Annotated in this window: 18 protein-coding genes; 9 read left to right on the plus strand and 9 right to left on the minus strand. The window is 66.4% G+C overall.

The window, feature by feature from the left end; all coding sequences use genetic code 11:
• Positions 1–133 precede the first annotated feature (133 nt).
• Genes AC3WT6_RS06915 through AC3WT6_RS06935 form a run of 5 tightly spaced genes read right to left on the minus strand, consistent with a single transcriptional unit; the run spans position 134 to position 5,634 of the window.
• Positions 134–2,137: a transglutaminase TgpA family protein gene (locus AC3WT6_RS06915; RefSeq protein ID WP_492652853.1), complete on the minus strand. Its 2,004-nt coding sequence runs from the start codon at positions 2,135–2,137 to the stop codon at positions 134–136.
• 3 nt (positions 2,138–2,140) lie between these two features.
• Positions 2,141–3,193, minus strand: coding sequence for a DUF58 domain-containing protein (locus AC3WT6_RS06920; protein ID WP_492652854.1), 1,053 nt, complete (start codon positions 3,191–3,193; stop codon positions 2,141–2,143).
• 16 nt (positions 3,194–3,209) lie between these two features.
• Positions 3,210–4,118: an AAA family ATPase gene (locus tag AC3WT6_RS06925; protein WP_492652855.1), complete on the minus strand. Its 909-nt coding sequence runs from the start codon at positions 4,116–4,118 to the stop codon at positions 3,210–3,212.
• A 14-nt stretch (positions 4,119–4,132) separates the two neighbouring features.
• Positions 4,133–5,023 carry an archaetidylserine decarboxylase gene (gene asd, locus AC3WT6_RS06930; protein ID WP_492652856.1) on the minus strand — a complete coding sequence of 297 codons (891 nt, stop codon included), beginning with the start codon at positions 5,021–5,023 and terminating at the stop codon, positions 4,133–4,135.
• The gene (locus tag AC3WT6_RS06935) at positions 5,023–5,634 is read right to left on the minus strand and encodes an SCO family protein (RefSeq protein ID WP_492652857.1); all 612 of its coding nucleotides are present in this window, start codon (positions 5,632–5,634) and stop codon (positions 5,023–5,025) included. The genes asd and AC3WT6_RS06935 overlap by 1 nt, the downstream gene beginning before the upstream one ends.
• A 63-nt stretch (positions 5,635–5,697) precedes the next feature.
• On the opposite strand from AC3WT6_RS06935, the gene prmB reads away from it, so the two are divergent.
• Genes prmB through AC3WT6_RS06955 form a run of 4 tightly spaced genes read left to right on the plus strand, consistent with a single transcriptional unit; the run spans position 5,698 to position 9,188 of the window.
• The gene (gene prmB / locus AC3WT6_RS06940) at positions 5,698–6,624 is read left to right on the plus strand and encodes a 50S ribosomal protein L3 N(5)-glutamine methyltransferase (RefSeq protein ID WP_492652858.1); all 927 of its coding nucleotides are present in this window, start codon (positions 5,698–5,700) and stop codon (positions 6,622–6,624) included.
• Positions 6,625–6,627: 3 nt separating this feature from the next.
• Complete coding sequence (aroC, locus tag AC3WT6_RS06945; protein ID WP_492652859.1) at positions 6,628–7,728, plus strand: chorismate synthase; 1,101 nt, start codon at positions 6,628–6,630, stop codon at positions 7,726–7,728.
• Positions 7,729–8,637: a DMT family transporter gene (locus AC3WT6_RS06950; protein WP_492652860.1), complete on the plus strand. Its 909-nt coding sequence runs from the start codon at positions 7,729–7,731 to the stop codon at positions 8,635–8,637. It begins immediately after the preceding gene.
• A 17-nt stretch (positions 8,638–8,654) separates the two neighbouring features.
• Positions 8,655–9,188 (plus strand): YaeQ family protein, encoded by a 534-nt coding sequence (locus AC3WT6_RS06955; RefSeq protein ID WP_492652861.1) that lies wholly within the window; start codon positions 8,655–8,657, stop codon positions 9,186–9,188.
• Positions 9,189–9,313: 125 nt separating this feature from the next.
• On the opposite strand, the gene AC3WT6_RS06960 is transcribed toward AC3WT6_RS06955, so the two are convergent.
• On the minus strand, positions 9,314–9,826 hold the full coding sequence (locus AC3WT6_RS06960) for a DUF1993 domain-containing protein (RefSeq protein ID WP_492652862.1): 513 nt from the start codon (positions 9,824–9,826) through the stop codon (positions 9,314–9,316).
• Between the two features lie 38 nt (positions 9,827–9,864).
• Positions 9,865–10,794 carry a glutathione S-transferase family protein gene (locus tag AC3WT6_RS06965; protein ID WP_492652863.1) on the minus strand — a complete coding sequence of 310 codons (930 nt, stop codon included), beginning with the start codon at positions 10,792–10,794 and terminating at the stop codon, positions 9,865–9,867.
• A gap of 847 nt (positions 10,795–11,641) precedes the next feature.
• Here AC3WT6_RS06965 and AC3WT6_RS06970 point away from each other — a divergent pair.
• Positions 11,642–12,796 carry an MFS transporter gene (locus AC3WT6_RS06970; RefSeq protein ID WP_492652864.1) on the plus strand — a complete coding sequence of 385 codons (1,155 nt, stop codon included), beginning with the start codon at positions 11,642–11,644 and terminating at the stop codon, positions 12,794–12,796.
• A 16-nt stretch (positions 12,797–12,812) separates the two neighbouring features.
• On the opposite strand, the gene AC3WT6_RS06975 is transcribed toward AC3WT6_RS06970, so the two are convergent.
• Entirely contained in the window at positions 12,813–13,280 is a 468-nt protein-coding gene (locus AC3WT6_RS06975) for a winged helix-turn-helix transcriptional regulator (RefSeq protein ID WP_492652865.1), read from the minus strand.
• A gap of 84 nt (positions 13,281–13,364) precedes the next feature.
• On the opposite strand from AC3WT6_RS06975, the gene AC3WT6_RS06980 reads away from it, so the two are divergent.
• A complete protein-coding gene (locus AC3WT6_RS06980) occupies positions 13,365–14,243 on the plus strand; it encodes an SDR family oxidoreductase (protein WP_492652866.1) in 879 nt (292 codons plus the stop codon).
• Positions 14,244–14,954: 711 nt separating this feature from the next.
• On the opposite strand, the gene AC3WT6_RS06985 is transcribed toward AC3WT6_RS06980, so the two are convergent.
• Positions 14,955–15,761 carry a hypothetical protein gene (locus AC3WT6_RS06985; RefSeq protein ID WP_492652867.1) on the minus strand — a complete coding sequence of 269 codons (807 nt, stop codon included), beginning with the start codon at positions 15,759–15,761 and terminating at the stop codon, positions 14,955–14,957.
• A 500-nt stretch (positions 15,762–16,261) separates the two neighbouring features.
• On the opposite strand from AC3WT6_RS06985, the gene AC3WT6_RS06990 reads away from it, so the two are divergent.
• The 3 genes from AC3WT6_RS06990 (at position 16,262) to AC3WT6_RS07000 (ending at position 19,682) form a co-directional block, all read left to right on the plus strand.
• Positions 16,262–17,080 carry a crotonase/enoyl-CoA hydratase family protein gene (locus tag AC3WT6_RS06990; RefSeq protein WP_492652868.1) on the plus strand — a complete coding sequence of 273 codons (819 nt, stop codon included), beginning with the start codon at positions 16,262–16,264 and terminating at the stop codon, positions 17,078–17,080.
• A 74-nt stretch (positions 17,081–17,154) separates the two neighbouring features.
• On the plus strand, positions 17,155–19,179 hold the full coding sequence (locus tag AC3WT6_RS06995; RefSeq protein ID WP_492652869.1) for an oxidoreductase: 2,025 nt from the start codon (positions 17,155–17,157) through the stop codon (positions 19,177–19,179).
• A gap of 26 nt (positions 19,180–19,205) precedes the next feature.
• The gene (locus AC3WT6_RS07000) at positions 19,206–19,682 is read left to right on the plus strand and encodes a hotdog fold domain-containing protein (protein ID WP_492652870.1); all 477 of its coding nucleotides are present in this window, start codon (positions 19,206–19,208) and stop codon (positions 19,680–19,682) included.
• Positions 19,683–19,870: the final 188 nt, after the last annotated feature.

Raw genomic sequence — 19,870 nt, forward strand, 5'->3', positions numbered from 1 at the left:
TTCTTTTGCTTACTTTTCTTTGCACAAGCAAAGAAAAGTGAGTCGCCAAGAGGCGAAAAAAAGCTATCAAGCCCTGCAAGGTCAGCAGAGCGCGAACGCGCGAACTACCAAGCCAAGCCAAGCCGAACTCAACTCAGCTCTTCCGCAATTCCCGCCTCAAAACCACCCCTGCTGCCCGCAAGCCGGCCAGCGTCGCCCCATCCGCCGGCTCCATGCCGCCATACCGCGCGTGCTGATAATGCCGAGCCAATTCCCCAACTGCCGTAGCCAGTTCCGGCCGCTGCGCCGCCACCCGCGCCGCGAACTCCGCAGCCCCTTCGGAGGGCCGCTGCTCCAGCCCGACGCGGGCCAGCGGCCGCAGCGCCCGCCGCCAGGCCAGCAGCGCCGGGTCGCGCGGCTGTAGCGGCATCGCCCGGCGTAGCGCCAGGGCGCCGAACAGGCCCAGCGCCAGGGCCAGGCTGATGGTCAGGCTCAACATCAGGTCGCGCCAGCCGCTCAGGCCGAAGCGGCTGAGGATCTGCTCCTGCAACTCGGGCCCGTAGGCCAGCACCCAGCGGTTCCACTGCGCGTTGGCGTAGTCCCAACTGTCCTGCAGGCGCACCCAGGCGTCGGCGCCGCCACGGCGCAGGCCCAGCGGCAGGGACTCTTCCAGCGACAGCGCCGAAGCCAGGTTCTGCTCGATGCGGTTGGGCGCCACCGCGGCGGTGGGATCGACCCGCCGCCAGCCTTCGCCCGCCAACCAGACCTCCGACCAGGCATGGGCGTCGGACTGTCGCACCAGGTAGTAGCCGCCGATGCCGTTGCGCTCGCCGCCCTGATAGCCGGTGACCACCCTCGCCGGGATGCCGGCGGCGCGCATCAGGTTGGTGAAGGCGCTGGCGTAGTGCTCGCAGAAGCCGCGCCGGGTGTTGAACAGGAAATCGTCCACCGGGTCCTGGCCCAGCAGCGGTGGTTTCAGGGTGTAGAAGAAGTCCTGCTCGCGGAACATCCGCAGCGCGGTGTCGATGATCGCGGCATCGTCCAGGCCTTGCGCGCGCCACTGGCTGGCGAGCGCCTGGGCGCGCGGGTTGCGCTTGGGCGGCAGGCGGGTGGCGTAGCGGCGGGCGCGTTCCGAGAGCTCCCCTTGCAGCCGGTAGTCGAGGTAGGAGCGCATGCGATAGAGCTGGCGCTCGCGCACGGCATTGCGGCTGAGCAGGCGGCCATCCTGGGTGAGCTTGGCGCCGGCGGGCAGGCTGCTGATGTCCGGCATCTCCAGGGCCAGCAACCAGAGCGCGCGGTGCGGCTCCAGCACCACCTCGTAGGCCAGCGGCTCGCCGCGCACTTCCAGTTGCAGCGGCTCCTGGCTGAGCGCGCCCAGGCCCTCGCTCCACTCGCGGCCGTCGAAGTCCCAGAACACCGGCCCGCGCCAGTAGCGCTCGCGTGGTTCCGGCACCCGGTTTTCGAAGCGCACACGGAAGGCCAGTTCGTCGTTGAGGATCAGGCTGGCGATGTCGCCCGGCGACATGCGGTCGGACAGGCCGCTGCGCTCGGCGCCGGCGTCCGAGGGCAGGCCCCAGAGCGGGCCGGGCACGCGAGGGAACAGCACGAACATCAAGAGCATCAGCGGCACTGATTGCAGCACCAGACTGCCGCCACGGCGCAGGGTCAGGCGCAGCGGCAACGGCTCGCCGGCGTGGTTGGCCTCGATCAGGATCGCGGTCACCGACACCGCGGCCGCGAGCAGGTACAGGAGCGTCCAGATTTCCTGCGAGAACAGGAAGTGGGTGACGCAGATGAAGTACATCAGGAACACCGTCACCATCACGTCGCGGCGCTGGTCCATCTCGGTGAGCTTGAGCGCGGCCATCACCACCAGCAGGGCGACGCCGGCGTGCTGGCCGTTGATGCGGCCGTAGCTCCAGTAGACGCCGACGAAGGCCGCCAGCGTGAGCGCCGCGCGCAAGAGCTTGCCGGGCATCCGCCAGCGTCGCCGCGCGGCGACGGCGCGCCAGACGAACACCGCCAGGATCGCCACCGTCTCACCCCAGGGCAGGCGCGCGAAGTGCGGTGCCAGCACCAGCAGCATCACCGCCAGCAGTCGCAACAGGCTGGTGCTGTGCAGATAGGTGCGGGCGGTGGTGGCGGGCAGGGCAGCCATGGCTCAACCGCCCTGGAACAGCGCCAGCGCGCGCAGGCAATGCTCGCGCTGGCTGGTGCCGAGGCCGGCGTCGATGGCGAGGCCGGGCAGGCGCAGGGCATAGGGCTCGCGCGACTGCTCGGCCTCCAGCACCCAGCGGCAGAGCTGCGAAAGACGCGCCTCGACACCGAGGTCGGTCAGCAGTTGGTAGTCCAGTACCCGTTCGCGCGACACGCTCTCGCCGAAGCGCTTCACCTGCGGTAGTTCCAACTTGGCGAAGCTCTTCCAGTGGATGCTGCGCGGCATGTCGCCCGGCGCGTAGCCGCGCAGGCCGACGAACTCGTCCACGCCCGGCCGCTCGCTGGCGGCAAAGCCGTAGTCGCCGCCGGCCTGTGGCGGTTGCCGGCCGGCCGGGGCCGGCGCGGGATAGACCAGGGCATTCATGTCCAGCTCGATCCAGGTCCAGGCGTGTAAGAGGCCGAGCGGAAATTCGGTGGCAACTGCGAAGCGCGGCGCCGGCAGCCAGCCGCGTCGCGGCGCCGGCAAGGGCAACAGCACGCTGACGCTGCCGCCGGCGGGCACATCGACGGTCGCCGCCGGCTCCTCGTCGGGCCAGCCCAGCATCAGCGTGTAGCGGGCGCTGGGAGTCGGGTTTTCCACCCGCACCTCGAACTGCGCCAGCTCGCCGGCGAACACCGGGGTCACCCGCCCGGCATGCAGGCGGATGTTGAGCAGGTTGCCGTGGGTGTGGTGCATGCCCAAGAGGCCCAGGCCGGCGAGCAGGAAGGTGAGCGCGAAGGCCATGCTGTTGGTGTAGTTCATCGCCCCCAGCAGCATCACCAGCAGCAGGATGCCGTAGCCGTAGCCGAAACGGGTGGGGACGATGTAGACGCGGTGGCGCGGCACGCTCACCGGCCCCGGCTGGCGCTGTACGCGCGCCGCGACCCAGGCATTGATCCGCCGGCGCAGGCTGCGCAAGGGGTGGAACAGCACCATCGCCAGGCGCGCCAGGAAGGGATCACGGCCGTCCCGGTTGTAGGCCTCGGGCTGGACGCTGAGCTGGGGCCGCAGGCGCATGGCGGCGGTCGCGTCCTTAAGGTATTGCCACGGCGTCGAGGATGGCCTCCGGCGTCGGCGCACCGCGCTCGCGCTCGGTGGCCAGCAGGCGATGGCCGGCTACCGCCGGAAACACTGCCTGCACGTCTTCCGGAACCGCGCTGCCGCGACCATCAAGCAGCGCCCAGGCCTGCGCGGCACGGCGCAGGGCCAAGCCGGCGCGCGGCGACAAGCCCTGCTTGAGCGCCGGGTGATTGCGGCTGTACTCGATCAGCGCCAGCAGGTAGTCGACCAGGGCCGGCGAAGTCAGTACCTGAGTAACTTGGGCCTGAAGAGCGAGCAGGCGCTCCGCGTCCAGCACCGGTTCCACTTGCAGCAGCAGGCTGCGGCGGTCTGGTTCCAGCAGCAGCGCGCGCTCCGCCTCGCGTGGGGGGAAACCCATCGACAGCCGCATCAGAAAGCGGTCCAACTGCGATTCCGGCAGCGGGAACACGCCGATCTGGTCGGCCGGGTTCTGGGTGGCGAGCACGAAGAAGGGTTCCGGCAGGCCGCGGGTCGCGCCCTCGACGCTCACCTGACGCTCTTCCATCGCCTCCAGCAAGGCCGATTGGGTCTTGGGGCTGGCGCGGTTGACCTCGTCGGCCAGCACTACCTGCGAGAAGATCGGCCCGGGATGAAAGCGGAAGTGCCCATGCTCGCGCTCGAACACCGAGACGCCGAGGATGTCGGCCGGCAGCAGGTCGGAGGTGAACTGCACGCGCTGGAAGGCCAGGCCCAGCACCCGCGAAAGTGCCAGCGCCAGGGTGGTCTTGCCGACGCCCGGCACGTCCTCGATCAACAGGTGGCCGCGCGCCAGCAGGCAGGCCAGCGCCAGGCGCAATTGACGGTCCTTGCCGAGGACGATGCGGCCCAGAGCGTTCAGCACCGCTTGCAGTTCGGAGTTCATGCGCAGAGCGATTTTTAAGGTTTGATGCGGGCGAGGCGCTCGCCCAGGCGCAGCGGCTGGCGGGATTGCAGCGCTTCCCAGTTGAGCTTCTTGGGCGTGAGCAGGATCACCGTCGAGCCCATGTTGAAGCGGCCCATCTCCTGGCCCTTCTGGAACTCGATGGGCCGCATCGGCGCGTAGAACGCCGGAGTCGGTTCGCGGACGTGCGGCGGGCTCACCTCGCCGGCCCAGGTGGTCTCCAGCGAGCCGACGAACAGCGCGCCAACCAGCACCATCGCCATCGGCCCGAACTCGGTATCGAACATCGCCACCAGACGCTCGTTGCGGGCGAACACGCCGGGCAGGGCGCGGGCGGTGGCGTGATTCACCGAGAACAGCCGCCCCGGCACGTAAGCCCACTCGCGCAGCTTGCCGGCCACCGGCATGTGGATGCGGTGGTAGTTGTAGGGCGCGAGATAAATGGTGATGAACTGGCCGCCGGCGAACTCCGCTGCCCAGTCCGGCCGGCCGGCGAGCAGGGTCTCGGCGGAATAGGTATGGCCCTTGGCCTGGATCAGCTCGGCGCCCGGCCCGGTGCTGCGGCCGAGCAGGTCGCCAAACTGCGAGACCGCGCCATCCACCGGGCTGACGAAGGCCTCCGGCGCTGCGTCGATGCGGCGCGCGCCGGGTTGCAGGGCGCGGGTGAAGAAGGCGTTGAAATGCTCGAACTTCTCCACCTCGCGGATCTGAGCCTCGTCGAGGCGGATGTCGAAGCCGCGCATGAAGATGCGGATGAAGGCGTTCTTGAACCAGGGTGTGCGGATGCGGGTGAGCGCATGCATGCCGCTGGACAGTGCCCGGGTGGGCAGCACTTGCTGGATGGCGGCGAACAGACGGTCGCCGAAGCTGGCATCGCTGTTCGCCATTAGCCGTTTCCCAGGATGGTCTTGAGGTCGGCGCTCAGGCTGTCGGCCTTGAGCGGGGCAGTGAAGAAGCCGGCCAGCTGGCCCTGCGGGTTCACCAGCATCAGCGCGGTGGAGTGGTCCATGGTGTAGCTCTCGGGCGTGGCGCCCGGCACCTTGGCGTATACGAAGCTCATGCCGCGCGCCAGCTTTTCCAGCTCGGCGTCGGGCGCGGTCGCGGCCAGAAAGCCGGGGTCAAAGAACTGCACATAGGTCTTCAGCCGCTCCGGTGTGTCGCGCGCCGGGTCCACCGACAGGAACAGCACCTGCACCTTCTCCGCATCGGGGCCGAGCCTGGCCTTGACCGCCTTCAGTAGCGTCAGCGTGCCAGGGCAGATGTCCGGGCAATAGGTGAAGCCGGCGAACACCAGGGTCCAGTGACCATTGAGGCGGGCGTTGTCGAACACCTGGCCGTCCTGATCGGTGAGGCTGAAGGCGGGCAGGGCGCGCGGGGTTTGCAGCAGGGTGCCGGAGGCGATGCTGGTGCTCTTGGGCTGGAGCAGCATCGCGCCTACGGCCAGGCCCAGCGCGGCGGCGACCGCGGCGATGAGCCCGAACAGTGTGTTTCGGGGCATGAAAGGGAGCTGAGTTGGGGCGGGCCCGCCCGGCGAGAGGCGGATAGCGGTGATAATACGGGAATGCTCTCGACCATCTCCGCCGCCGCCGGTTCCCCGCCGCCGGAACTGCATACCGTCCGCGACTATGTGCGCTGGGGCGCTTCGGCCTTTGCCCGCGCCGGCCTGGTGTTTGGCCACGGCACCGACAACGCGCTCGACGAGGCCTTTCACCTGGTGCTCTGGGCGCTGAAGCTGCCGGCCGATCTGCCGGCGATCTACCTGGAAGCCGCGCTCACCGCCGAGGAGAAATCCAGCGTCTGGGCGCTACTGCGCGAGCGCATCGAAACCCGCCGCCCGGCCGCCTATCTGATCGGCGAGATCCAGTTCTGCGGCCTGCCGTTCACTGTCGATGAGCGCGTGCTGATTCCGCGCTCGCCGATCGGCGAGATGATCGGCCAGGGCTTCCAGCCCTGGCTGACGGTGGAGCCCCTGCGCATCCTCGACCTCTGCGCCGGCTCCGGCTGCATCGGCATTGCCTGCGCGCAGGCCTTCCCGGAGGCGCGCGTCGATCTCGCCGAGCTCTCGCCGGCGGCGCTGGAAGTCTGCCGTCTCAACATCGCCCGCCATCATTGCGGCGAGCAGGTGCATGCCCTGGGCTCGGACCTGTTCGAGGCCCTGCAGGGGCAGCGCTACGAGCTGATCGTCAGCAACCCGCCCTATGTGCCGGAGGCCGAGGTCGATGCCCTGGGGCCGGAGTTCCAGCACGAGCCGCGCCTGGCCCTGGCCGCCGGCAGCGATGGCATGGATCTGGTCGAACGCATCCTGCGCGAAGCGCCGGCGCACCTGAGCGAGGGCGGCCTGCTGGTCTGCGAGATCGGCGGTTCGCAGGAGGAATTCAACGCCCGCTTCCCCGACATCCCGGTGTCCTGGCCGGAGTTCGAGCGCGGCGGCGATGGAGTGTTCGTCATCGGCAAGGCCGATCTGGAAGATTGGCTGCAAGGGAACTAGCGCATGTCCGGCAACACCTTTGGCAAGAGCTTCACCGTCACCACTTTCGGCGAGAGCCACGGCCCGGCCCTGGGCTGCATCGTCGATGGCTGCCCGCCGGGGCTGCCTCTCCAAGAGGCCGACATCCAGCCCGACCTCGACCGTCGCAAGCCGGGTACCAGCAAGTTCGTCACCCAGCGCAAGGAAGAGGACCGGGTCCGCATCCTCTCCGGGGTGTTCGAGGGCCTGACCACCGGTACCCCCATTGCGCTCTTGATCGAGAACAGCGACCAGCGCAGCTACGACTACGACAAGATCAAGCAGGTGTTTAGGCCCAACCACGCCGACTACGCCTACATCCAGAAGTACGGCATCCGCGACCACCGTGGCGGCGGGCGCAGCTCCGCTCGTGAGACCGCGGCGCGGGTCGCGGCGGGCGCCATCGCCAAGAAGTGGCTCAAGACCCGCTACGGCGTGGAGATTCGCGGCTGCCTGGAACAGATGGGGCCGATCAAGGTGGCGCGCAGCGACTGGTCGGTGGTCAACGGCAATCCCTTCTTCGCCGCCGATCCTGCCAAGCTGGCGGAGCTGGAAGCGCACATCGAGATGCTGCGCAGCGCCAAGGACTCCTGCGGCGCGCTGCTATACGTTGAGGCGCAGGGCGTGCCGCCGGGCTGGGGCGAGCCGGTATTCGACCGCCTGGATGCGGACATCGCCCACGCGCTGATGGGCATCAACGCGGTGAAGGCGGTGGAGATCGGCGACGGCTTTGGCGTGGTCGATCAGCGCGGCAGCGAGCACCGCGACGAGCTATCGCCGGAAGGTTTTCTGTCGAACCATTCCGGCGGCATCAGCGGTGGCATCTCCACCGGCCAGACCGTCTACGCGCGGCTGGCGATCAAGCCGACCTCCTCGATCCAGATTCCCGGCAAGACCATCGACCAGGATGGCCAGGCCACCGAGATGATCACCACCGGCCGCCACGACCCCTGCGTCGGCCTGCGCGCCACGCCGATCGCCGAGGCGATGCTGGGCCTGGTGCTGATCGACCACGCCCTGCGCCAGCGCGCGCAGAACGGTGATGTGGTGCCGTCCACGCCGCGGATTCCCGGCGAGCCGCGCTAGATGTCACGCATCTCCGGCGTAGGCGTCGCCTACGCCTGCGGCGCCGGTGCGCTCTGGGGCTTTTCCTTCATCGGGCCGCTGCTGGCTACCGATGCGCCGCCGGCGCTGGTCGCGGCCGGCCGTTACCTGGCGTATGGAGTCGCCGCGCTGGTGCTGCTGGCGGCGAGCGGCCGCCTGCGGCAGGGAGGCAGCGCCTGGCGCGATGCCTTGGTGCTGAGCCTGCTCGGCAACCTGCTGTATTTCGTCTGCCTCTCAGCTTCGCTGCAACGCGCCGGCGTGGTGCTGCCGACGCTGATCATCGGCATGCTGCCGGTGACTATCCCGCTGGCCGCCTGCCTGCTGGAGCGGCGGCGGCCCAATGCCTACCAGCTCGCCGGCTTCGCGCTGACCATCGCTGGCACCAGCCTGGCGCATCCGCAGGTCGGCAACTACGTGGCACCGGATGTCGCCGGCGGCGTGCTGCTGGCGGTGCTGGCGCTGGGCCTGTGGACCGCGTTCGCGCTCGCCAATGCCCGGCTGTTCCGCCACCACGCCGCGCTCGACGGCCAGACCTGGTCGGCGATGCAGGGCGCTGCGGCGCTGCCGTTCGCGCTGGCGCTGGGCGCGGTGAGCGGGCAGGGTGTGTTCGAGGGGCTGGACTGGCCACGCTTTCTCGCTGTGAGCCTGCTGATGGGCCTGTTCGGCTCGCTGCTCGCCAACAGCCTCTGGAACGCCGCCAGCCGACATCTGCCGGCGGCACAACTGGGCCCGATGATCGTCGCCGAGACCCTGGCCGGGCTACTCTACGGCCGCATCTGGAGCGGTGTGCCCTGGCCGCTGGAAACCTGGATCGGCGCGGCACTCCTGGTGGCCGGCGTGCTGCTGGCGGTGCGTGTGCCACGATCCGCTCCCGCGCCGCTCGGCGCCTGATTGCCGCGAGTTACTACATGGCCCTGAAAGCCACCATCTGCAAAGCCGAGCTGAACATCGCCGACATGGACCGCGGCTACTACGCGGACCACAGCCTGACGCTGGCCCAGCACCCTTCCGAAACCGACGAGCGCCTGATGCTGCGCCTGCTCGCCTATGCGCTCTACGCGCACGAGCATCTAGCCTTCACCAAGGGCTTGAGCGACCCCGACGAACCCGATCTCTGGCAGAAGGATCTGACCGGCGCCATCGAGCTGTGGATCGACCTCGGCCAGCCCGACGAGAAGCGCATCCTCAAGGCCTGCGGGCGCTCGCGGCAGGTGGTGGTGCTCTGCTACGGCAACGCCGCCGGCCCCTGGTGGGAAGGCATCGCGCCCAAGCTGGAGCGCGCCCGCAATTTGGTCGTGCGGCGCTTCCAGACCGTCGGCGACACGCCGCTGGCGGCCTTCGTGCAGCGGAACATGAGCCTGCAATGCACGATCCAGGACGGCCAGCTCTGGCTCTCCGACGGCAGCCGCAGCGCGCAGGTGGATTGCCTCACCCTCAAGTAGCTCGGAAGCTCCTTCCCCCGCTGGCGGGGGAAGGCTGGGATGGGGGCGTTGGGCTTTAGCGTCAACCTCGCCAAACCGCCCCCTCCCTGACCCTCCCCCGCAAGCGAGGGAGGGGACGAGACCATTCAGCCTTCCAGCTTGCCGAGAAAATCCATCTTGCCGATCTCCACGCCGTTGTGGCGGAGGATGTTGTAGCCGGTGGCGGCGTGGAAGTAGACGTTGGGCAGCACGAAGTTGAACAGGTAGTCCTGGCCCTTGAACTTGATCGGCCCGCTGCGCATGGCGAGCACGATCTCCTTGCTCTCGCTGCCCTCGAAGGCCTTGGGGTCCAGCCCGCGCAGGAACTCGATGGTCTTGTCCAGACGCGCCACCAGTTCATCGAAACTGGTTTCGCTGTCCTCGTACTTCGGCACGTCGGTGCCGGCCAGGCGCGCGCCGCCGCCCTTGGCCATGTCGCTGGCGATCTGCACCTGCTTGGTCAGCGGCAGCATGTCGGGGAACAGGCGGAAGCTGGTGAGCACCAGCGGGTCGAGCTTCTTGGCCTCGGCATAGGCCTTGGCCTTTTCCAGCACGGTGATGAAGTTGCTCAGCACGCGCACCAGCACGGGCACGGAAGCCTGGTACATGGAAACCGACATGGGATGTTCCTTGATGAGTTGGGGATGGTGATTGCGGATTAGGCGGCGCTGAGACTGAAGCCGGCGCGCGGAGCATGCACCCGCAGTTCGCCGGCGCGGGGATCGTGACGTTGCAGCACCAGCTCGTAGGCCGAGGCGTGCAGCAGCAGGCCCTCCACTGGGTCGCAGCCGTAGTCGCTGGCGCGCAGCACCACGCGCTCGCCGACTTTCAGGCCGTTCGGCTCCTGTAGCGGGCCGTCGAAGTCCAGCCAGCCCTCGTTGACGCGCGCCGCCTCCAGCGCCGCGTCGGCGCTGATCTCGGTCGGGTAGCCGTAGCCCAGCGCACGCATGCGCTGCTCCCAGGCCATCAGATTGCGTAGCGGCTCCAGCAGGGCGGCGACGCCGGCGTTGTCGCGCACAAACCAGATCGGGTGCCAACAAACAAAGTCGGCCAGCGTCGGTGCGTCGCCGAGCAGGAAATCGCGCCCGGCCAGTTGCGCGTTCATGGCATTGGCAGCCGGCAGGAAGTGAGTCTTGTACATCTCCGGGCTGGGCCGCTTGGCGTTACCGCCGGTGAACAGCTCCTGGCGGTCGCGCGAGAACTGCTGCATCTGCTCCGGTCCCAGGCGGGCGATCATGGCCTTCAGGCCCTCGGGCTGGAACACCGTGGCGACCGCGCCGAAGAAAAGCGCCTGCTCGTAGCCGGCATAGGCCAGGCAGCTCATGCGATGGGCTTCCGGGATCAGCGCCGGACTCGGGTATAGGCGTTCCAGCGCCCGCACCATCAGGGCGGTATCGAGGATCACGTCGCGGCCGACTTGCAGCACCGGCGTCTTGCGGTAGCCGCCGGTGAGCGCCGCCAGATCAGGCTTGGGTGCCACCATGGGGATCTCCACCGAGCGCCAGGCCAGGCCCTTGTAACCGAGGATCGCGCGGATCTTTTCGGAGTAGGGGGACATGGGGTAGTGGTGCAGGATCAGGTCGCGCATTGGGCGGGTGGGGCGGGGTTGGGGTGCGCAGGATACGCCGGTGCCGGGTGGGCTGGGATTCCCCCCTGATCCTTAGCCCTAGGAGTATGGGGGCTTGCTTCTTCGTGTTGGCGTACTGCGCTGTGGTTCGCGCGTTCGCGCTCTTTTAGGCGTGTAGGGTTTGAGGTCTTCTTTTCGCCTCTTGGCGACTCACTTTTCTTTGCTTGTGCAAAGAAAAGTAAGCAAAAGAAAGCACACCCCTGCGTAGCGCCCCCTGCGGGGGTAAACCTGCGATGCTCGGTCTCCGGGGGACGCCGGCGAACTCGGCGCCCTATAGGCGCCTCAAACAGGCGCCGGCTTCCATACCCCCGGAGACCTCCGCTTCTCGGCGCTACGAAGGGGACCGGACCATCTACAGCACGGCGGCCTTCGTCCGCCGCAAAGACAGAAGCAACCGCAGGCGCTAGCTTCGCTCGCGCGATGTCGGCGTAGCCGACGAGCCTGAGTGCCGTTGATGTGGCTTTTGACTTGCCCTCCCCTTCGTAAGCGCCGAGAAGCGCAGTGGTCGGGGGGTATGGAAGCGCCCGCATGTCTGAGGCGCCTATAGGGCGCCGAGTTCGGGCGCGTCCCCCCGGCCACGAGCATCGCAGGGCACCCCGTAGGGGCGCGACGCAGGGGACTGCTTTCTTTTGCTTACTTTTCTTTGCAGGAGCAAAGAAAAGTGAGTCGCCAAGAGGCGAAAAAAAGCTATCAAGCCCTGCGCAGCCAGCAGAGCGCGAACGCGCGAACCACAAACAAGACCCAGCGCAATAAATCAAAGGCCCAGCGCCCCCAAGCCGCCAAGGCCATCCACTAAACTGCGCCGCCCATGACCCCCGCCGCCCTCCATACCCGCCTCGGCGGCTACTACTTCTTCTATTACGCGACGGTCGGCGCGTTCATGCCTTACTGGGCGCCATACCTCACGGCGCGTGGCTTCAGTGCCACCGAGATCGGCATCGCCTACGCCCTGGCGGGCCTGGAGCGGGCGGTGATGCCCTTCGTCTGGGGCTGGATCGCCGACCACAGCGGCCGCCACATCCAGCTCGTGCGGGGCACCAGCGTCGCCTCGCTGGCGCTGTTCCTGATCATCCCCTTCGCCGATGGCGTCTGGCAGATCACCGCGGCGATGCTGGCCTACAACCTGTTCTGGCAGGCCCTGCTGCCGCAGTTCGAGGCGGTGTCGCTGGTGCATCTCCAGCACAGTGGCGGCGACTACTCGCGGGTGCGGCTCTGGGGCTCGGTGGGTTTCGTGGTCTCGGTGCTGAGCCTGGGGCCGCTGCTGGACCTCTGGGGCATCCTGCCGCTGCCCTGGCTGGTGGGCGTGCTGTTCGCCGGCATGGCGGTGGCCAGCTACCAGGTGCCGGAAACCCGGGTGGCCGCGCATACCGACGCCGAGGCGCCGCCGATCAGCCTGGGCACCGTGATCCGCAAGCCGGAGGTGATCGCGTTGCTGCTCGCCTGCCTGTGTTCGCAGATGTCGTTCGCGCCCTACTACAACTTCTTCACCCTGTTCCTGGAGCGTCACGGCCACGCCCGCAGCGTCGCCGGCCTGCTGTGGGCGGTGGCGGTGGTCGCCGAGATCGGGCTGTTCATCTACATGAGCCGGGTCATCGCCCGCATCGGCGCCCGCAAGCTGCTGCTGCTGGCGCTGGTGACCACCGCCCTGCGCTGGGGCCTGACCGTGCTGCTGGCCGACTACATCGTCGCCCTGGTGCTGATCCAGCTCAGCCACGCGCTCACCTTCGGCGCCTATCACGCCTGCGCAATGCACTACGTGTTCCGGCTGTTCCCGGCGCGCCTGCAAGGGCGCGGGCAGGCGCTCTACAACGCTGCCGCCTACGGGATCGGCGGCTCGGTGGGCAGCCTGGGCGCCGGCTGGACCTGGGACCACATCCGGCCCGAGGCGCCCTTCCTGATAGCCGCAGTCATTGCCGCCGTCGGTGCCTGGGTGGTGTGGCGCAAGGTGCCGGAGCTGCGCTGAGCAAGCGCCGGCCGAACTAGTCGCCGACCTCGGTGCGCGACAAGGCCGTCGCCGCCACCAGCGCCGAAGCATCGAATGCCGCGCGCGCCGCGCCGATGCGGGCCTGATTCGCCTCCGCCCAGGCCACCAGGGCGTTCAGTGGCTCCAGCAGCGATTCGCCCAACTCGGTGAGGCGGTACTCCACGCTCGGCGGCTTGGTGGGGAACACCTGCCGCGAGATCAGCCCGTCGCGCTCCAGGTCGCGCAGCGTCTGCGTCAGCATGCGCTTGGAGATATCTGGCACCGCGCGGCGAATCTCGCCGAAGCGGTGCGGGCGGCGGGCGAGGGCGATCACGATCAGCGTCGACCACTTGTCGCCCAGCCGGTCGAGCACGCTGCGCACCGGGCAGCGGCTGGCGTCGAAGGCGTCGGCGCTCCATTGTTCAAACCGCACCGCTAGGCCCTGACGCGCCGGCAGGCGGTTACTGGGAGGTAACCCGGTCACAAAAAACTGCCTCCTTACCAAAGAGAGAAGATGGTCTCATTATGAGACCACGTCTTCAACCTGAACCCAACAAAGGAATCCGCCATGTTCACTACCAATCCTGAAACCCTCGTCGTCACCGGCGCCAGCGGCCAGCTCGGCCGCCTCGTGCTGACCGAGCTGCGCGCCCGCGCACCGAACGCCAAGCTGGTCGGCCTGGTGCGCGACCCGGCCAAGGCGCCGGAGCTCGCCGCCCAGGGCGTCGAGCTGCGCGTGGCTAACTACAACAACCCTGCCTCCCTCGTCGCCGCCCTGCGCGGCGCCGACAAGCTGCTGCTGATTTCCTCCAGCGAAATCGGCCGGCGCCTACCGCAGCACCGCAACGTCATCGACGCCGCCAAGGCCGCCGGTGTGAAGCTGGTGGCCTACACCAGCATCCTGCGCGCCGACAGCAGCCCGATGAATCTCGCCGTGGAACACAAGGCCACCGAGGACTACCTGCGCGCCTCCGGCCTGCCCCATGTGCTGCTGCGCAACGGCTGGTACACCGAGAACTACACCGGCAGCGTTGGTGCCGCCCTGCAACACGGCGTGGTGCTCGGCGCCGCTGGGGTAGGCCGCATCGCCTCCGCCGCCCGGGCGGACTACGCCGCCGCCGCTGCCGTGGTACTCGCCAGCGCGGCCGCGACGCAGGCGGGCAAGGTGTACGAACTGGCCGGCGACAGCGCCTATACGCTCAGTGAGTTGGCTGCTGAAATCGCGCGCCAGTCCGGCAAGCCGGTGGCGTACAAGAATTTGTCAGAAGCCGAGTACAAGACCGCGCTGGAAGGCTTCGGGCTACCGCCGGCCTTTGCCGGCCTGCTGGCCGAGAGCGATGCCAAGGCAGCGGTGGGCTCGCTGTATGACGACGGCAAGGCGCTGAGCCGCTTGATTGGGCGGCCGACGGCGACGTTGGCGGAAGCGGTGGCTGCTGCTCTCAAGTAAATGGGGAAAGGGGCGGTCACTGACTTTGCAGGATCGGGCTGGTTGGACGGCCCGATCTAACTGATTTCGGATATTTACTCCGACCCCTTTTCTTCACGTGCGCACGTCACTCGTGTCACAAAATGCACGACTCAACCGCGAAATCACTTGGCGGGAACTTGTTGCCACTCTCTGAGACTTCTGCCAACTCCAATATGCATTGACTCTGTGTCTTGTCGTGGTGACGAAGCGTGGCTTCGTAGGTAGTGCCTGCCTTTGGTATAAAAGTGACAGTAAGCCCACAGAGATATTTTGGATTACTCGGAATGGAGAGCCCCTGAAGACGGAAGAGGCGTCCCGCGGCGATAGGTAAACCATCGGGGTTTACCTCAGATATTAGTGGGTTGCCCCTGTTGAGGACGGCCAAGGTCTGAATGTCTTTAATTGGTTTCCCGCAGTGAGGCTGACTATCAATGTGTGAAAACTTGGCTACCTTAGTGAAAACAAGGTCAGTGTCGTACACGACTTTAAGGTACGCCCGCTCATTAGTGGGCTCCGTCGCTTGATACAAGGGCGCCTTCGCGCATGATATGAGCGTCAGCGAAAGTGCAATTGCGGTCCATTTATCTTTCATATTCCAATCTCCTGATTGGGCGAAACGCCCTGAGTACGTATAACGTTTGAATTCACCGGACTGCGCGGCTTTTCGCGCAGGTCCGGTGGAATGATGGGTTAGAACTCGCCTTTGTCACTGAGGGGCTCACGCGGCAGTCTCAGATCCATTTTTCGACTTATATAGCGCAAGGGGCCGTCCATGCGCCTTAGTAACATTACCAATTCCTCGAAGCCGGGATGACGCTCAAAGTCTGTCCTAATCACACCCAGGTGCTTAATAACTTCTCTGTGGCACTCGACAACATCTCGAATTGCTTCTGGCTCGATCTGACGCTCGAAGCCGCGAATTTCTACAGAATCCTCACTATGCCGTGTGGCTCGACGAAATAAGTGTTGAAAGTAGTCGGACGGAATTAGTGATGTGGGGTCGCGCAACAACTTGTGATTGTTGCGTGTGAGTTCAAGAATTTCTTCCAGGACTCGTGAAGCCGCATCATTTTGCGCTGCCGCAACATCGACAGCAGGCTGCACAGGATCGGGCACAACGTCTTGAATTTCGTTTAGCAGTTTCTCAAGTTGCGGCCACCACACTTCAAACGATTTTTCGAGCCTGGAATCTTCTAGTGCGTCCTGCGCGCAGGCAGCGTTTACTGACTTGAGCAGTTTGAAGACGTCATCGCGTTCGAATATGGTCGATTGAAATTGAAGTATTGGCCCCTCAACCTCCGAGCGCTTGAGCCGAAAGAGAAATGGGCTGACACGGCTCTTATCGATGCTTTTCCCCAGCGCTCCCGCTTCGAAGTTAATCCAAGGTGCGAGGATATTGTCTTTAGTGAGGCAAAGGAGGCCATATGAAGATGCGTGCAACTCTCCTGCTATATCAGTGGACCAGCGTGCGCCTTTGTCAATGTCTTCGGAAGACACGTATGGCTCTATGCTTTGAATTACCGAAGGCAGCCAGTCTCGAAACACTACAGCGACGCGGTGGCTAACTGGGCCAGACCAACTAATAAAGACTTTCATATGATCCTTGGATAAAGAGTTCCAACGCTAATCAGGCGTCAAAACTGACGCATAACACGGCGCCGTGTTGTCGCCGCAGGTGCGAATAATCTGGCCATCTCCATGATTCCCTTGAGTCATTGGATGTGAGGTGTCGCCATGCCTGCTTCGGCAAATGTGTCAACAGATTGGCCGTCCCATTCCCTTCCTTCTTCGAAATGTCGATGTGATCCCAACACACCGATGAACCAAGCCTAATGCGGGCTTCCTCGATGTGTCCATCCGCCGGTGGCGAGAAGGCCAAATGCGAAAAGGCGCCCAGCCGCCCTGTCCCGGCCAACCCCCGCCCGCTGTCGCTGCTGCCCTTGCCGAGCGGGGCACATACCTCCGAGTATGTGTCGCTACCTGACAGGGACTCTTGCATGACCACTGCCTCCGCCTCACCCAGCCGCGTACTCGTCAGCATCGAGGGCGGCGTCGCCCACGTACGCCTCAACCGGCCGGACAAGCACAACGGCGTCGATGTGGCGCTGATCGAGGAGCTGATCGCGGTGGCGCGGCGGCTTAAGCGCGACAAGTCGCTGCGGGCGGTGATCCTCTCCGGCGAGGGGCCGTCGTTCTGCGCCGGGCTCGACATCAAGGGCGTGATGGGCGCTGGGCCGCTGAAGGTGGCGCTGGCCTTTCTGCCATTGTGGAAGCCCTGGGCCAACCGCTACCAGGTGGTCTCCATGATCTGGCGCTCGCTGTCGGTGCCGGTGATCGCGGCGATCCACGGCAACTGCTTCGGCGCCGGCATCCAGTTGGCGCTGGGCGCGGACATCCGCATCGCCGCACCCAGCAGCCGCATATCGGTGATGGAGGCGAAGTGGGGCCTGATCCCGGACATGGCCGGGACCGTACTGTTGCGCGAAGTGTTGCCGCGCGACGTGGCGCTGGAGCTGACCTATACCGGCCGCATCCTCGATGCCGCCGAGGCGCAGGCGCTGGGCCTCATCACCCGCATCGCTGACGATCCGCTCGCCGCCGCCAAGGCACTGGCGGAGCAGATCGCCACCCGCTCGCCGGACTCGGTGGCCGCCGCCAAACACCTGTTCGACGAGGCCTGGGGCAATAGCGAGTACGGTGCGCTGGCCGCCGAGCGCAAGTGGCAGCGTCGCCTGATCGGCCGCAAGAACCAGCGCGTCGCCAGCGCCCGCAATCTGGGCAAGCCGGATACCCCTTACGTGCCGCGCTCTTGGTGAGCTCGCCTGCCTGATCCCTGTCTGCGCGGGCATCGGGCTTTTCATCTTTCCTCTTCACGCCATTGCCAGTCCCCATGACCAGCCCTTACTCGCACCTGCTCAGCCCCCTCGATCTCGGCTTCACCACCTTGCGCAACCGGGTGCTGATGGGCTCGATGCACACTGGCCTCGAAGACAAGGCCAAGGACTTCGACAAGCTCGCCGCCTATTTCGAGGAGCGCAGCAAGGGCGGGGTGGGGCTGATGGTCACCGGTGGCTTCGCACCCAACTGGCAGGGCTGGCTCTCTCCCTTCGGCTCCAAGCTGTCCTCGCGCCGCGAGGTGCCGCGCCACTTGCAGGTGACCGAGGCGGTGCACCGTCACGGCGGCAAGATCGCCTTGCAGTTGCTGCACGCCGGCCGCTACAGCTACCACCCTTTGTCGGTGTCGTCTTCGGCACACAAGTCGCCGATCAATCCCTTCAAGCCCTCGGCGCTGTCCGGCTGGGGCATCCGCCGCACCATCGCCGCCTATGCGCGCGCCGCCGAGCTGGCGCGCCAGGCGGGCTATGACGGCGTCGAGATCATGGCCAGCGAGGGCTATCTGCTCAATCAGTTCACCTGCAAGCGGGTGAACCGCCGCGACGACGAGTGGGGCGGCTCCATCGAAAACCGCTGCCGCTTTCCGATTGAGGTGGTGAAGGCGGTGCGCAAGGCGGCCGGCAAGGACTTCATCATCGTCTACCGGCTGTCGATGGCCGATCTGGTCGAGGGCGGCAACACCTGGGACGAGGTGGTCTACCAGGCCAAGGCGGTCGAAGACGCCGGCGTCACCCTGCTCAACACCGGCATCGGCTGGCACGAGGCGCGGGTGCCGACCATCGTCACCAGCGTGCCGCGCGCGGCCTTCAGCTTCCCCACGCAGCGCATCCGCGGCGAGGTGAAGATTCCGGTGATCGCCACCAACCGCATCAACACGCCCGAGGTCGCCGAGGGCCTGCTCGCCGGCGGTGTCTGTGACATGGTCAGCATGGCGCGGCCGCTCTTGGCCGACCCGGCTTTCGTCAACAAGGCGGCGGCCGGCAAGGCCGAGACCATCAACACCTGCATCGCCTGCAACCAGGCCTGCCTGGATCACGTCTTCTCGCTCAAGCGCGCGAGCTGCCTGGTCAATCCCCTGGCCTGCTACGAAACCGAGCTGGTGATGAAGCCGGTTACGCAAAAGAAGAAGCTCGCGGTGGTCGGCGCCGGCCCGGCGGGCCTGGCGTTTTCCACCTACGCGGCGGAGCGCGGTCACGAGGTGACGCTGCTGGACCAGGCCAGCGAGATCGGTGGCCAGTTCAATCTCGCCAAGCAAATCCCCGGCAAGGAGGAATTCCACGAAACCCTGCGCTACTTCGGCGAAAAGCTGAAGAGCAGCGGCGTGCGGCTGAAGCTCAACAGCACCGCCAGCGTCGAGAGCCTGAAGGCCGAGGGCTATGACGAGGTTGTGCTGGCCACCGGCATCAAGCCGCGCAAGCCGGGCATCCCCGGCATCGACCACCCGAAGGCGGTGAGCTATGTCGATGTGCTGAAGGGCCGGGTGCAGATCGGCAAGAAGGTGGCGGTGATCGGCGCCGGCGGCATCGGCTTCGACGTCAGCGAATACCTGGTGCAAGGCGGCGAGAGCCCGACGCTGCATCCCGAGCACTGGTATCGGGAATGGGGTGTGGACGCGACGCTGTCGGTGCCCGGTGCCCTGGTCGAGAAGCAGCTGGCACCGCCGGAACGCGAGGTCTATCTGCTACAGCGCAAGGACGAGGCCCTGGGCAAGCATCTGGGCAAGACCAGCGGCTGGGTGCATCGCGCCGCGCTCAAGGACAAGCAGGTGCGGATGATCGGCGGCGTCGAGTACGAGCGCATCGACGATGCCGGCCTGCACATCCGCGTCAAGGAGCAGCCGCGCACCCTGGAAGTGGATCATGTGGTGATCTGCGCCGGCCAGGAGCCACTGCGCACGCTTCAGGCGCCGCTGGAGGCGGCCGGGGTGAAGGTGCACCTGATCGGTGGCGCCCATACCGCTGGCGAGCTGGATGCCAAGCGCGCCATCCGCCAGGCCGCCGAGCTGGCGGCCGCGATCTGATTTCTTTTCGTCTTGAGGATTCCCCGATGTCCCAACCCCGACTGCTGAAGCTCTGGAACCGCGCCGTCCGCGTGCCGCTGGGGCCGCGCGTGTTCACCCGCGCCTTTCAACTCGCCGCGCCGTATTTCACGACCCTGCCGATGCTGTTCACCCACGCTGAACCCGGGCTGGTGCGTGCCCGCATGCGCCACGTGCGCCGGGTCCACAATCACCTGGGCACGGTGCACGCCATCGCGCTCTGCAATCTTGCGGAAGCGGTGATGGGGCTGGCGGCGGAGATCAGCATTCCGGCCAGCCACCGCTGGATTCCCAAGGGCATGACCGTGGCCTACAAGGCCAAGGCGGTGGGAACCATGTACGCCGAGGCGGTGCTCATCCTCCCGGCGGTGCTCGCCGACAAGCAGGAGATCGCGGTGCCGGTAAGCGTGCGCGACCCGCAGGGTGTGGAAGTGTTCACCGCCGAAATTCGCATCTGGGTAACCGCTAAGCCGGCGAAAAGCTGACGTCCGTCGCGAATCACTGAATCAGGCTTCCGCGCAAGTTGAAGATTGCGTCGGAAATTTGACACTTATCGCCCAGGCCCTGCTCTCCCTACGCTCAGAGCGGGTCTGCTGGCGGTTGACTGTCGGTTCATTTTGAATGCCTAAGCGACTGTCGGTAATTTGTCGAAGGCAATGGACGTCTACCAGGG

The organism is Stagnimonas sp. FW305-C-60 (genome assembly GCF_058782965.1).

Coding starts and splice junctions, on each gene's coding strand:
- AC3WT6_RS06920 (WP_492652854.1), bottom strand. CDS start 3,193: ATGCGCCTGCGGCCCCAGCTCAGCGTCCAGCCCGAGGCCTACAACCGG.
- AC3WT6_RS06955 (WP_492652861.1), top strand. CDS start 8,655: ATGGCCCTGAAAGCCACCATCTGCAAAGCCGAGCTGAACATCGCCGAC.
- AC3WT6_RS06990 (WP_492652868.1), top strand. CDS start 16,262: ATGACCACTGCCTCCGCCTCACCCAGCCGCGTACTCGTCAGCATCGAG.
- prmB (WP_492652858.1), top strand. CDS start 5,698: ATGCTCTCGACCATCTCCGCCGCCGCCGGTTCCCCGCCGCCGGAACTG.
- AC3WT6_RS06995 (WP_492652869.1), top strand. CDS start 17,155: ATGACCAGCCCTTACTCGCACCTGCTCAGCCCCCTCGATCTCGGCTTC.
- AC3WT6_RS06925 (WP_492652855.1), bottom strand. CDS start 4,118: ATGAACTCCGAACTGCAAGCGGTGCTGAACGCTCTGGGCCGCATCGTC.
- AC3WT6_RS06965 (WP_492652863.1), bottom strand. CDS start 10,794: ATGCGCGACCTGATCCTGCACCACTACCCCATGTCCCCCTACTCCGAA.
- AC3WT6_RS06950 (WP_492652860.1), top strand. CDS start 7,729: ATGTCACGCATCTCCGGCGTAGGCGTCGCCTACGCCTGCGGCGCCGGT.
- AC3WT6_RS07000 (WP_492652870.1), top strand. CDS start 19,206: ATGTCCCAACCCCGACTGCTGAAGCTCTGGAACCGCGCCGTCCGCGTG.
- aroC (WP_492652859.1), top strand. CDS start 6,628: ATGTCCGGCAACACCTTTGGCAAGAGCTTCACCGTCACCACTTTCGGC.
- asd (WP_492652856.1), bottom strand. CDS start 5,023: ATGGCGAACAGCGATGCCAGCTTCGGCGACCGTCTGTTCGCCGCCATC.
- AC3WT6_RS06935 (WP_492652857.1), bottom strand. CDS start 5,634: ATGCCCCGAAACACACTGTTCGGGCTCATCGCCGCGGTCGCCGCCGCG.
- AC3WT6_RS06960 (WP_492652862.1), bottom strand. CDS start 9,826: ATGTCGGTTTCCATGTACCAGGCTTCCGTGCCCGTGCTGGTGCGCGTG.
- AC3WT6_RS06970 (WP_492652864.1), top strand. CDS start 11,642: ATGACCCCCGCCGCCCTCCATACCCGCCTCGGCGGCTACTACTTCTTC.
- AC3WT6_RS06915 (WP_492652853.1), bottom strand. CDS start 2,137: ATGGCTGCCCTGCCCGCCACCACCGCCCGCACCTATCTGCACAGCACC.
- AC3WT6_RS06980 (WP_492652866.1), top strand. CDS start 13,365: ATGTTCACTACCAATCCTGAAACCCTCGTCGTCACCGGCGCCAGCGGC.